The following is a 15,291-nucleotide window of genomic DNA, read 5'->3' as shown; positions in this document are numbered from 1 at the left end:
ATTCACCGGAACTGCAGAAAGCATTGCCGAAGGCATTTACATTGGCGAGCCATTCCCCAATCCTTTTAAAGAAACCACTGAAATTTCCTACCGGCTGAATGGCCCGGCACAAGTCAGGTTAAGCCTTTACAACAGTCGCGGGCAAATGCTGGGTATCGTCATGGATGAACAGAAAATTCCGGGATTGCACACCGCAACGATCCAGCGGAATAACCTATCGCCGGGGGTTTATTTCTTCCGGATGGAGGTATTCATTGCCGGCGAGGCGTTGCAGAAGAATGGGAAACTCATTATTAGTCAATAAGCCAAATTTAACAATAGAAAAATGCCACAAAGGAGCGAAGACACAAAGAATAGCGAACTTACTCCAGGAGCAACTCAGCGCCTTCGGGCCTTCGTGGCAAAACAAATCAAAATTCACAAAAAAAATCAATAACACTTAAATTTTTACGAAAATGAAAAACTTAATCATTCCTTTACTGTGCTTTTGCTGGTTGGGAGCAAATGCCACCAGTTGGAGAGTAAATAATAACCCGGCTATCCAGGCTGATTTTGCAACTTTTGAGGCAGCGCACGATGCAGCTTCGCCCGGCGACACGATTTATGTGGAGGGTAATGGGTTGGATAACCATTATGGACTGGTAACCATCAGCAAAAAACTTATAGTGATCGGCCCCGGATATTTTTTAAATGAAAACGATTCGACCCAGGCCAATCCGGCGTATGCCAGGTTTCGCGCAATTACTTTAAATCCCGGCGCCGAAGGAACAGAAATTTATGGATTGCAGATGTTCTATAATGGTTCTGGATATATGGGTATCATCATTAACGTCTCAAACGTGGTCATTGCCAGAAACTATTTTCAGGGCGACCGCGACCGTATTCTTTTCGGCGCCTACAACATCAACAACATAGCAATAATACAGAATTTTGCCTACGATATCCGGACGACAGCAGGTTTCGGAGCAAACAATGTGTTGGTTGCCAATAATTTTATTTTTACAACAATTTATCTTAATGAACTTAGCTCCGGTACAATCATCAACAATGTAGTAAAAACATCTGTCGCAGCCAGCTACTCCCAAATAAAAAACAATATTATTTATCAAAATACGAATACCTACCCTTTTGGTTTTGATTTTGGAACAGGAAATTATGTAGCCTACAATCTGGTGAATGGAGTATTGCACGGAGGCATAACTCCACCTGATCCCCCGGGGCCGGGAAATATTGCTAACGTCAATCCGGTCGGCGTTTTCATTGATTATAATGGCAGTCTGGGTTACAGCACTGACGGCAAATGGCAGTTGGACCCGGAGGGTGCTGCAGTGGGCGCCGGAGAAAACGGCCTGGATTGCGGGATGTTTGGCGGGCCGTCACCCTATGTTTTATCAGGCATGGCGCCTGTTCCTCATATTTATGAGGCGATTGTGCCCATTTCGGGATCAACAACTACAGGTCTTCCGGTAACGATTAAAGTAAAATCCCAAAACTAACCGCCATGAAACGCTTACTATTTTTGTTTTGCGTCTGGTTGATTTATGCTGCGGGGTTTTCACAGGAAATCATTTTTGCCGAATATTTCGTTGACGATGATCCGGGTTATGGAAATGGAACGTTGGTATCGTTTGCGAAAAATGAAAATGCGGAGGTAAGTTTTAATGTCAACCCATCCGGACTTGCTGATGGTTTGCATACGCTGTTTATCAGGGTAAAAGACAACAACGGAAGATGGAGTACAACCATTTACAAGCCTTTTCTTGTTGGAAAATATGGTTTCGATCCAAAGCCTTTGGTCGTACAGGCAGAATATTTCTTTGATCATGATCCTGGTTATGGCGCAGGATTTCAATTTCCTACCGACCCTCAACAAACAACGGAGATTGAATTTGTAATCCCGCTGGAAAACCTCTCACAGGGATGGCATACGCTCTTTTTCCGCGCAAAAGATGACAACGGGAAATGGGGTCATGTTCAGTACCGCCCTTTTGTAAAGTTGTACGTGCCTGACGATCCTGTGGTAATCAATCAAATGGAGTACTTTATTGATGATGATCCAGGTGTTGGAAATGGAATTCCGGTTAGTGTTGAGCAGGCTACAACTGTGGAAAAATCTTTTATTGTTTACCCAGGTGAATTGCCCGCCGGAGCACATCAGTTATTTATCCGAGCCCGCGACGACCGGAACAATTGGAGTATTGTATATAATGACGAATTTGAAATAGAGGCACTTCCCGATTGTCCTCCGCCGACCGCATTGAATGCCACCGATATCACAACTACCTCTGCCATGATCACCTGGAATCCGGGTGGAAACGAAACAACCTGGGATATTTTATGGGGGGAAGCGGGATTTGATCCAATGGTTTCAGGTAACCTGATCGAAGACTTGCCGGTTACGGGCTATCTGCTTGATGGACTTTTGCCGGCTACCAGCTATGATGTTTATGTGCGTGCGATATGCAGCGGAGGGAATTACAGCATTTGGGCTGGTCCGGAATCATTCATTACGGAGGAGGAAACAGTCGTTTCGGTTCCAACGGTTACCACGGCACCTGTTGAGCAAATCACCCAAACCGGCGCTATCTCAGGTGGAAATGTCACAAATGACGGAGGTGCTGAAGTCACTGCCCGCGGCGTGGTTTGGGGTACAACACAAAATCCAACCATCGAAACCAACGAAGGAATAACTTTCGATGGAACCGGATTCGGCGCATGGGTGAGTGAGCTTGCCGAACTCACCCCTGCAACGGATTATTTTGTCAGGGCTTATGCTACAAACAGCGTTGGAACTGCTTATGGAGAGCAGCTAACCTTTACAACCCTTTCAGGCGGTCCGCCCAACTGGGAACCCAATCCAAACCTGCAATACAATATGCAGGTGATCGGGAAATTACAATACGAAGATGAAACCTTTTCGCTCAACGGAGATGATCTCGTCGGAGCTTTTGTGGGAGAAGAATGCCGCGGGGTGATGTCGCCCGATCCGAACTTTATGGGGATCATTTTCCTGACGATCGGTTCCAACAGTCAGTCAGGCGAAACGATCACATTCAAAGCCTATCTGCAAAATACTAATGAAATCGTGGAACTGAACCAGACCCTGGTATTTGAAAATCAACTACAGGTTGGAAGTATCCCCGAACCATATATTTTTAATTATCACTATTTAGGCCCGCCCAACTGGGAACCCAACCCTTTCCTGCAATACAACATGCAGATCATCGGACAATTGGAATATGAGGATGGGGAAATCTCGATAAATGGGAACGATATCATCGGGGCTTTTGTGGGAGAAGAGTGCCGGGGTGTCATGTCGCCCGATCCCAATTTGATGGGGATATTATTCCTGACCGTGGGCTCAAATCAGCAATCTGGCGAGTCAGTGACTTTCAGGGCATACCTGGCCGGGGAAAATCGGATTGTTGACTTGAATGAGACGTTGACTTTCCAGAACCAACTGCAGGTTGGAAATATTCCAGATCCTTTTGTTTTCAGTTATGGCGAGATTATCAGTCATTCCATCAGCATCCCATCCGGCTGGAGTGGAATTTCGAGCTATGTCATTCCCAGCCAGCCCGCCATGGAAGATGTTTTCGGGCCAATATCCAATGAACTGATCATTGCCCAAACCATGACACAGATGTATTTTCCGGGAGAGAATATCAATCAAATTGGAAACTGGGTTAGCCACTCAGCGTACAAAGTAAAAGCCACAGCGGCTTGTACATTACCCATCGCCGGTGAACTTGAAACGGACATGACTGTTTCGCTCGATGCGGGTTGGAACCTGCTGCCTGTTGTCAGTCCTTCAGGTGCAAATGCTGCAGGTTTATTATCGCTCGTCAATGGATTTGTCATTGCAAAAGATGTCGCAGGAATCGGTGTTTACTGGCCGCAATACAGTATTAATTCTATCGGAAACCTGCAGTCCGGAAAGGCTTACTATGTTTTACTGACAGCCCCCGGCGTGGTGGATTTTACAGGGATGAAAAGCAGCGGTATGGTCAAAAACCTGACAGGTTTTCAAAACCTGTCAGGTTTGGGAATCACACCAACTCCCTCCACCCACACCATCGCAATCCTCCCTTTAGCTCTTAAAGACCTCGAAGTTGGAACTATCATCGGCGCATTTGATCAAAATGGCAACTGCTTCGGTGTAACCATCATCGGAGAAGAGGCCAACCACCTGACTATTTTTGGCGATGATCCTACAACTGCAGAGAAAGATGGGTTTTTTGAAGAGGAAATGATTCTCTTCAAAAACCTGACAGGTTATGGAAACCTGTCAGGTTTAGAACCCACCTTCGACCAAAATCTCCCCCAATCCGACGGCCTTTATACCGAAAACGGCCTCTCAGCCATCACCGGGTTTGAATCTTCAACCGGAGTTGGGTTCGCTGATTTTGGTCGTTTGGTCATCATCTTTCCCAATCCTTCGGATGGAGTGGTGAGCATCACCGGGCTTCAACCGGGTTCCAAAATCACTGTGACCGATGTACAGGGGCAGGTTGTGTTGGTTGCCGAAACTTCAGAAGCTGGCCAGACTTATGTTGATCTGACGTATGACCATGCTGGTGTTTACTTCGTCAAAATCGAAATTTACGGACAGAACATTTTCAGGAAAATCGTCCTGAGATAAGTGAGGGTTACAAGTTAGGTTTTACCCCGGGTTTGTCGAAAGACAGCCCGGGGTTTTTTATTGCGAAGCCATCCCCGACCATTACGGTAGAAAAAAGCAGGGATGGTTGCTCTATGTCCTGGGATTGAGTTTCTAAATCCGGCAAATTTCTGTCAGGGCTGAGATAGCCTCTTCTAATTTTCATAGTAAAACCCGGGGAAAAAATTCAGAGGTAAAGTGTGAATTAGTGCCAGTTTACACCCTAGGTTTTGTCGGAAGATGTCCCGATTTCAATCTGTTAGAAGCACCATAGATATTCATAGCTAATTTAATTTACAATAGTGATTTATAGTTTTTTATGAAAATTGGGGCAGATTGAATGTTAAAAGCCCGTTTTTAAATTTTACTTTTACACAAAATTTATAAAAACGCTTTCCGGCAAGATTATTAAGTTCTTTCAAGGTATGTCTAAAAATTGAGGTTAGAGCTCTTCCTTTCCCAAGCTGGCGCAAACAAGTAGTGATACGAATGCCCCCACCCTTCACCTGGCTTGACACTATTCTGTAACTTCCTTTTTTGTGACCATTGTATTCCAATTGGTTTTCTTGTGAACTTTCGGGTTATTTGGTCTGATTGACCGCTAAACGATAAATCATCAATTACTCATCAAAAAAAGGAATGTTATGAAAAACTTTTTACTTCTTATCTTCAGCATGCTGACCTTATCTGCCGGCATCCTGGCACAGGAGCCTGCAATCCCTGTAGCTTGGTTTCCATTTGACGGCGATTTCCTGGATTACTCCGGCAACAATTATCATGGAACTAACATGAATACAACCTGGACTACTGACAGGTATGGGAACCCGGGCAATGCTTTGTCATTCAACGGCAGCAACTCGGGTGTAAAGTTAAACAATGGATGCCCCCCTGTTTTTGACTGGTGTTTAACCTTTTCATGTTGGGTGTATTTTAACGACGACAGCCGTGGTATCTTATTTGGAAGTAACGATACTCCCCATAATGTCAACTTCGAGAAACATACCGGCTTCAGGCTTCGCATTTATTGGAATGATGGCGAAAGAGATTTATTTACGGCCTCTAATGTGGTTTCGGCAAACGCCTGGTATTTTCTTACCTTCATCAGGTGGGCCGATGATATGTTCGAAATTTATGTGAACGGCCAACGCAAAGCAACTTTCCAGGATGGCGGATCAAACATTACCCCTGCCGGGCCTTTTTACATCGGACGTGATTCCAGGACAGGAACAACGGTTCTAAACGGAAAAATGGATGACGTCCGTATTTACGAATTATGCATGAATGAAACTGATGTCCTGGCACTCTACAACGAAACGCCCACTTTGCCTGAGCTTTCAACCTCTCCGGTAACCGGAATAACAGCTATTTCAGCCATATCGGGAGGGCAAATCATCAATGCCGGAGGTGCTCCTGTTACCAGCCGTGGCATAGTTTGGGACACAGCGGAAAACCCGACAACAGAAAGCAACCTGGGCATGACCAGCAATGGCTATGGCTATGGTGAGTTCATTAGCAACTTAACCGGCCTTGACCCTGAAACCAATTACTACCTGAGGGCTTACGCCGCAAATGCCACCGGAACAGGGTACGGAGACCAACTCATTTTTACTACCCCGGCTGTCAAAATTATCTTTGTCAACGATGATGCGACCGGCAGCAACGACGGAACCAGTTGGAACGATGCCTTCACCTCGTTCCAGGCAGGGCTGGATGTTGCAACCTTCGGAAATCAGATTTGGGTGGCAGCCGGCACCTACAAGCCGGATTCTGCCTACGACCTCACAAATTCTTCCCGTTACTATCACTTTCGTATGATCGAGGGAGTGAGAATCTACGGCGGCTTTGCCGGAACGGAAACCGCCGTTAGCCAGCGGACCGATTTTGGTATAGGAGGCGCCAACGAAACCTTACTGAGTGGCGACCTGAACGGAAATGACGTGGTAACCGGTTCGGGCGCCACCCTTTCCATCACAAACAACAGCGAAAACTGTTACCATGTATTTTATCATCCCAACGGATATGTACTTACAAACACTGCCTTACTGGATGGGTTTACCATTAAAGGCGGCAACGCAAATGGAAGTGATCCTTACGACAGGGGCGGCGGAATGTCTAACTATAATGCTACACCTGTAATCACCCATGTTACATTCCTTGCAAATTCCGCAAAGTATGGGGGCGGGCTGTATACTGAGGGAAATGCGGCGACACTGGCCTATGTTTCCTTTCATTCCAATTTTGCCAGTATTGATGGCGGTGGGATGAATAATAACACTATTTCTTCTCAAACCATAACCAATGCTTTATTCCAGGACAATAAAGCCAACCGTTTTGGCGGCGGAATGCATAACTACAACCACTCTTCCCCCGCCATCACCAATGTTACATTTCAATCGAATAACAGCTCCGGATCCGGGACCGGAAGAGGCGGCGGGCTTTCAAATGATCAATATTCTTCCCCAACCTTAACCAACGTTACATTCCGGGAGAATTCCGCCAGTATAGATGGCGGCGGGATGTATAATGAAGATCATTCTTCTCCAATTATTATCAACGCAGAATTTTTATCCAATTCAACAGCCCACGGTGGCGGGTTGTATAATTACAATTATTCTTCTCCAACTGTCACCAACGCTACATTCTCGGGAAACAACGCATCAGTCAGGGGCGGCGGGATGTACAGCAGGGTGTCTTCATCAGCGGTCTTTAAAAACTGCATTGTCTGGGGAAATACTACCACTCCTGGGATCAACGGTCAGCAGTTTTGCCTGGATGGGGGAACCACCACTATGAATTATTCATGCTTTGCAAACGGCGCTGGAGATGTGTATGTAATGAGTGGTAATTTCGTGACTACCAATAATAATATCACCAAAAACCCTAAATTCATCGATCCCGCAGGAGATTGCAGAATCCACGGCAACTCGCCGTGTGTGAATACAGGCAACAACGATTATAATTCTGAAACCCATGACATCCGTGGCGAAGCACGCATCCAGGACAACACCATCGACATGGGCGCATACGAATGGACATCGGATATAGATCCGTTAACGGATACCGTGTATGTAAGCGCTGGTGCGGCCGGCAGCAACAGCGGGACAGACTGGGCCAATGCACTCACCTCGTTCCAGGCGGCACTGAACCTCGCTGCCAACGGTGACAAGATATGGGTAGCAGCCGGAACCTACAAGCCCAGCTATGCCTATGACCTCACAAATTCTTCCCGTTACTATCACTTCTGTATGATCGAGGGTGTGGAAATCTATGGCGGCTTTGCCGGAACAGAAAATTCCATAAGCCAGCGAACCGATTTTGGTATGGATGGCGCTCATGAGACCATCCTTAGTGGGGATATCGGTAGTGCAGGTGTGAATACCGACAACTGCTACCATGTGTTTTTTCACCCGGAAGGTCTGAATTTAACAGTTGCTGCCATTTTAGATGGATTCACGATTACAGGAGGGTATGCGGATGGACTAAATCCAGAACACCATGACAGGGGAGGCGGGATGTATAATTATCAAAGTTCTCCAACAATCATTAATGTTGCTTTCCTGGAAAATTTCGCTTCATATCATGGAGGTGGGATGATTAACTGGGAAAATTCTCCATCGATTATTAGTGTTATATTTCAATCAAATTCAGCTCAATATGGTGGAGGGATATGTAATTATGCTAATTCTTTTCCTGCCATTACCAATTCTGTATTTTCATTGAACTCAGCAGATGATGGCGGCGGCGGGATGTATAATGTCCATTATTCTGCTCCTACTGTCACCAATTCCGTATTTTCATTGAATTCATCAGATTATCAGGGTGGCGGGATATCTAATTATAATTCTTCTTCCCCTATTCTCAACAACTGCATTGTCTGGGGAAATACTACCACCACTGGGTTAAATGGCCAGCAGTTTTATCTGAAGAATGGAGGAACAACCACCCTGAACTATTGCTGTTATGCAAACGGAACGAATGATGTAACCATAGTAAACGACGGTACATTTACAGCAACCAATAATAATATCACTACCAACCCGAAATTTGTAGATCCAGCAGGAGATTTCAGGATTTATGGCGACTCGCCGTGTGTGAATGCAGGCAACAACGACTACAATCCAGAAACGTACGACATCCGCGGCGAGGTCCGCATCCAGGACGACACGATAGACATGGGCGCCTACGAATGGACATCGGGTCTGGACCCGGCTACATTCACTGTTTATGTAAGGGCAGGTGTTACCGGCAACAACAACGGAACAAGCTGGGCCAATGCCTTCACCTCGTTACAGTCGGCGCTGGAAATTGTTGCTCCCGGTGAGCAGATATGGGTGGCAGCCGGTACCTACGAACCAGGTTACGATTATGGTTTGGGTATTGGAGAAAGAGGCTGTCACTTCCGCATGACTGAGGGAGTGAGAATATTTGGCGGTTTTGCAGGAACTGAGGATTCCATCAGCCAGCGGACCGATTTTGGTTTGGGAGGCGCCAATGAGACCATCCTGAGTGGGGATATCGGAATCGTGGGTGATCATGCCGACAACTGCTACCACGTTTTCTACCACCCGCAAGGTTTGAATCTAACCGACGCTGCTATTTTAGACGGGTTCACGATCACAGGAGGGAATGCGGATGGAACTAATCCCCACGACGGCGGCGGCGGGATGATGAATGAAGGGCCATGTTCTCCCACCATTACCAATGTATCATTCAGGTCAAATGCTGCTGTCAGTGGCGGTGGGATATTCAACAGTGATTCCGACCCGGACCTTACCAATGTGATCTTCCTGTTGAACACCGCGGTTCAGTCGGGTGGCGGGATATACAATGATTTATCTTCACACTCAATCACCAATGCTACATTCTCGCTGAATTCAGCCGGTAACCAGGGCGGCGGTATCTATAATTTGAATTCGTCTCCTTCCCTCTTCAACTCCATTGTTTGGGGAAACACGGCTACCGCCGGTAGTCAGCTATTCATGGATGGAGGAACCACAATCCTGAACTATTGCTGCTATGCCAATAGCGCCGGAGATATTACTGCTGTCAACGCCGCTGTTTTTACAGTCACAAACAACAATATTACCGCCGATCCAAAATTCGTAAATTCTGCAGGTGATCTGAGGGTCTTAGGCCTCTCACCGTGTTTGAATGCAGGAAACAACGACTATAATTCCGCGAGTACCGACATACGCGGCGAAGCCAGGATCCAGGATGCCACCATTGATATGGGCGCTTACGAATGGAAACCGGGATCAGATCCCTACGGCATTTATTATGTGAAGCACGATGCGGCCGGCAGCAACAACGGGTCATGCTGGGAAGATGCTTTCAACTCCTTCCAGTCGGCGCTGGATGTTGCAGTCGGTGGCGACACCGTATGGGTAGTAGCCGGAACCTACAAACCAAGTTATTCTTATAATCTCACAAATACATCCCGCTTTTATCACTTTCGCATGATCGAGGGGGTGGCCATTTATGGTGGCTTTGCCGGAACGGAAACATCTGTAAACCAGCGAACCGATTTCGGCATGGGTGGCGCCAATGAGACCATCCTGAGCGGAGATATCGGAACTGTTGGAGATAATACCGACAACTGCTACCATGTATTCTACCATCCGAATGGGTTGAATTTAACCGGGGCTGCGATTTTAGACGGGTTTACCATCACTTGGGGCAATGCAAATGGTAGTTCACCACATGATGCCGGTGGCGGGATGCATAACTATGCAAATTTTCCTACAATCACCAAGGCAACATTTTCTTCAAATACTGCAGTGGCCGGCGGTGGGATGTATAATGCTTATTCTGCTACCTCCATCACCAATGCAATATTTTCATCAAATACTGCAGATGGCGGCGGCGGGATGTATAATATTCTTTCTTCCCTCTCCATAACCAACTCAACATTTACATCAAATTCTGCAGTATCAGGCGGTGGGATGGTCAATTGGGCTTCTTCCCCCTCCATCAAAAACTGTATTATCTGGGGAAACACTGCCTCCTCGGGTGGGAAACAGCTTCATATTCTCGGAGGAGGGACTACAACCCTGAACTATACCTGCTATGCAAATGGGGCTGGGGATGTATTCGGCACTCCTGTGACAAGTAATTGCATCACCAATAATCCTATACTGACCGAAGATTTAAACCTCACCTGGACAAATTTTCCAGTCACGACAGATCCTGCACAAATGTCGCCCTGTATTGACAGCGGAGATCCGCTTGAATGGATGAATAACCCAGACGACCGCGACCCCGATGGATCGAGGATGGATATGGGGGCAATGTATTATCACCAGATTCCGATAATTACGGTTTACAATGACGGTTTCTTTCCTGGTCAGTACAATTATCAGTACTGGGAATTTTCAGCTACATATATACCCTACACAAGCAATCCAAAGACTTTCAAAATCCGTAACGATGCAAATCACTTTATTGATTGTCCGGCATTTTTTATGGGAACCAACCCTGATCAATTCAAGATGAAATTTCCGGGGGACAAATATCTGTCAGATACCATTTTTCATCTTGTGCCTTATGAGGAGAAGGCTGTAAATGTTGTTTTCCAACCCACTTCCCCACTCATACAGTATGCTGATTTTACTGCCGGCGACATCACTCAATACACCGACTCAATACGCGTTGAAGGTATTGGTTTGAGCACCGGAGCTGTTGTTGGTGATGTTTTGACTCCAACGGGCGATGCTGTGCCGGAGGTTACCATCACGGTAAAAGCTCTGCAAAATCCATGGAATAGTTTTACAACCACGACCAACGCTATTGGACATTATAATGTGGTCAATATCGGAGCTGGTAGCTTTCGTGTGATCCCATTTAAGATGGAGAATGATATAATTCATGATTTTACTCCGGATTCAGTAGATTTTGTTGTGTCTGCAGGTGCAACACATACACAAAATTTCCAGGATATATCCTACTTTACAGTCAGCGGCAACATTAGCTACCTGAATACTACCTGTCCTTCGGTGGGGATCCCTGTTTTAATGGATGGAGCGCCGGCTGTACCTCCTGTAGTTACCGACCCATCAGGAAATTACACCGTTGAAAATGTGTTGATTGGCTCACATACCTTTATGCCTGATACTACTGCCAGCGGGCATCAATTTGATCCGGCTCAAATATCCGGTATCATCATGTCCCCGGTTGCGGGATTTAATTTTTCGGATACATTTACCTACAACCTGAGCGGGTATGTAACGGGTAACTGTGGCATACCCCTGGACGATTCGATAGCATTGATTGTTGAGTGCCAGAACGACTGTGGTATTACAGACACCATTTATACCGATGCTGAAGGCTTTTACAGCATCAATCTGGCGCCTTTTCAATACAATATTACACCCGTACCTTTCGATTATTTTGGAACCTGGATTGAATTTGACACGGAGCAGGTTGATGTAAGCGAGCAGGATGCCACCCTGGATTTCATCTACCACAGCGATCCGGTAATTGAGATCAAAGGGTTCGACACATTGACCAACCCCTACGGTTGGATCGTACTGGAACAATTTGAAATCTATGCCATCGAAATTGATGTGATTGAACTTTATGGTGAAAATAATGAAATCAGGGGCAGGGTAGATTCCGGGAATATTATAATTACTGATGACCTGAGTGATTTTGACCAGGATAGCACCATGGCTATTTCCGATTCGGCAACGCTTTATTATTTCCGGGCGGGATATCCCAATATTATTGGAGGTGGAGCTCACCCTTACCAGAAAAAAATTAAAGTGGAATATTTTAGTGAAGAGGGGAAAAGTGCATCTGCTGAGGCATGGGTGTATATAACCGGGATACTCCCCAGGGGGACGGCATTTGCAACTACAACGCCCGAAATCCCGCTGCTCATCCTTCGAGATCCACCAGGCGATCAAAGTTACAGCGAATTGACAAACACAACCGAAATTTCGCAGGCGATCAGTTTTAGTGCAAAATACGAAGCAGGCGCCAGTACCTTTAGAAAACTCTCGCTTGGGCTAAAATATGAGGTGAATACATGGCTTTTTGGTAAATTAGATATTGAGACAACCCTCGATTTCACTCAAACACTGGGGTTGACTATGTCGCAGAATTCGTTGACTGAAAATCAGTTGAAATTTGTCACCACCGAATCATTCAAAACATCTCAGGGCGAAAATGTTGTTGGCGGTAAAGCTGATCTTTATATGGGTGGCGCCATGAACCTGTTGTACGGAATTACAGATGTGTTAACCATCTCTCATGACACCGTCAATATTGGTCAGGATATCATTATCGCTCCTGAAGGCTTTGCAACCAGGTATATTTATACCGAGAATCATATCGAAACCGTGGTCATTCCTTCGCTTTACCTGATCCAGGACACTGTTTCGGCCGAGCGCTGGGAGTCATTTATCGCATTGAACAATTCCCTGAAAGAAGCAGCAATATTCAAAGAAAATATAGATTTTAATGCCGGCGCCAGTACATCTCATTCGCTGGAAACAACCCGGTCACATACCAATACCCAGGAGTTTGAATTAACGCTTAACGCTGATATTGCAATGGAAGCTGGCCTCAAAATTAATGGGATTGGCTTAACCGGTGGAGTTACGGTCTCATCAGCAATGACCCACGGAAGTTCGGAAACAAATTCAATCGTCAACTCAACCAAAATAGATTATACGCTGGATGATAATGATGAAGGAGAGGAAGGTGAACCCAGCGATGATTTCTCGGTAGATATAAAAACCGACCCTGTTTACGGCACACCTGTATTTAAAACAGTTGCCGGAAATTCGATGTGCCCCTGGGAGGGGCCTCCCACAAATTCAAGGAAAGGCTGTGCGTTTTCTGAGCATGGGTACTATGAAGACGATATTCCTGTTGGAGTTGCTGCTGAATTTGCCATATGGCTGAACAATACCAGCCAGACCGAAGAAACCATGACCTATATTTTAAAAGTCCTGAATGAAACCAATCCTTACAGCGCTACTTTCATCCCTGCTTCATTAACCGAACCTGACGGGATTGAATACACGCTGGAGTATGGCACTTCCCAACTGGCAACCGTTTATATTATCAGGCCTCCGGGTGAAGTGTATGATTTGACGGGGTTAACCCTGGAACTGTCTGGTGACTGCGAAGGAAGCCCGAATGTATCGGATCAGGCAACAATAGAAGTACATTGGATACATCCCTGTTCGCGAATATCCATCCAAACGCCAGGCAATAACTGGGTCATCAACCAGGCAAGCAGTAATCAGCTACAACTCACCGTTTCGGATTATGATCTGGCAAATCCAAATTTACTTTCATTAAGCCTGGAATATTCGGGTGATAATGGCAACAACTGGATAGAGTTCTATTCAATTCCCAGGTCTTCAATCCAAACACCAACGCTGCAGGTGAGCTGGGATGTTGAAAACTTGACAGACGGGCAATACCAGCTTCGCGCAATCGCAGATTGTGCGGAAGGAGTGGTCAATTATTCCGAAAACATCATTGGCATCATCGACAGAACTTCTCCCCTGGTTTTCGGAAATCCTCAGCCCGCTGACGGGGTGCTTAATATCGGGGATGAGATCTCATTTGCTTTTAATGAAAGCCTGAAACCATCAACAGTTACAATCAACACCTGCCGGCTGTTTGAAACAGAAACAGGGTTGCAGGTGGGCGCCAGCGTAGTTTATCAACCAGCCACCAGAAAAGTTGTTTTTACAATCAATCCGGGTAATGCCTATTTCATCGAAAACCGCTACCTTACATCGCAGATAGTTGGTGTTCAGGATAAATATGGCAATCCGCTGGCAGATACCGCAAGCTGGACATTCCTGGTGGACCAGGGGCCGTTGCACTGGAACCCGGATGATTTCATGTTTACCATCAGCGATGGCGAAAGCATCAATTTTAGTTCGATGTTGACCAATGTTTCTGCTGATGAGGTTTATTATTCGCTTACCTTGCCGGAATGGCTATCGGCAACACCTTTCAGTGGTTATGTGAGCGGCAATGGTGCATCTGTTGAAGTGGATTTTATGAGCGCTCCATTGCCCGGCGGCATTTATTACGATACCATTTTTGCCACCACAGTGGGCTACCCTGCTGAAAAAATACACATTATGATCCAAACTGCAGGTGGACCCGAACTGTCGGTAAATCCATCCAACCGGGAGGTTTTGGCTCCTGCCGGAACAACCACTTTCGATATCACTTCCAATGTCAACTGGACGGTGAGCGAGGACGTGGACTGGCTGAGTGTGGATCCACCTGGCGGTAGCAACAATGGAGTGCTCACCGTGAACTTCGGTGAAAACAATTCCGGTTCCTTCAGAATCGGGGAAATTACCGTTACCGGAGGAGGCGGGTTGCTTCCGTTGGTTGTAACAGTCGTGCAGCAATCCTGGCTAATCCATAGTGTAAACTTACCGGCGGGCTGGTCAGGATTATCCAGTTATGTCACACCTTTTGATCCGGATATTGAACACATTTTTGGCAGCGTTCTCGATAACCTTATCATTGCAATGACGCAGCAAAATATGTATTATCCTGCAAATGAAATCAACACCATTGGCAACTGGGCGTCGCAATCGGCTTATAAAGTCAAAACCAATGCAGGCATTACCCTCAACATTACCGGAAGT

General features: G+C 46.1%; 4 protein-coding genes. All 4 read left to right on the top strand.

Going from position 1 to position 15,291, the window contains the following annotated elements; genetic code table 11:
• Window positions 1–304 (top strand): T9SS type A sorting domain-containing protein (locus IH598_09800; protein MBE0638802.1); only part of this gene is annotated, 304 nt, incomplete at its 5' end.
• A 151-nt stretch (window positions 305–455) separates the two neighbouring features.
• The gene (locus tag IH598_09795) at window positions 456–1,496 is read left to right on the top strand and encodes a hypothetical protein (protein ID MBE0638801.1); all 1,041 of its coding nucleotides are present in this window, start codon (window positions 456–458) and stop codon (window positions 1,494–1,496) included.
• 5 nt (window positions 1,497–1,501) lie between these two features.
• A complete protein-coding gene (locus IH598_09790; protein MBE0638800.1) occupies window positions 1,502–4,642 on the top strand; it encodes a T9SS type A sorting domain-containing protein in 3,141 nt (1,046 codons plus the stop codon).
• Between the two features lie 662 nt (window positions 4,643–5,304).
• The coding region (locus IH598_09785) for a hypothetical protein (protein ID MBE0638799.1) at window positions 5,305–15,291 on the top strand (9,987 nt) is incomplete at its 3' end.

Source organism: Bacteroidales bacterium (genome assembly GCA_014860585.1).
GTDB lineage: Bacteria > Bacteroidota > Bacteroidia > Bacteroidales > 4484-276 > RZYY01.
Note: the sequence above shows the minus strand (reverse complement) of the source record. Positions and strands in the feature narration are given on the sequence as shown.

What these genes read in the sequence shown, in the direction of transcription:
- IH598_09795 (MBE0638801.1), top strand. Translation starts at nt 456, where the DNA reads ATGAAAAACTTAATCATTCCTTTACTGTGCTTTTGCTGGTTGGGAGCA.
- IH598_09790 (MBE0638800.1), top strand. Translation starts at nt 1,502, where the DNA reads ATGAAACGCTTACTATTTTTGTTTTGCGTCTGGTTGATTTATGCTGCG.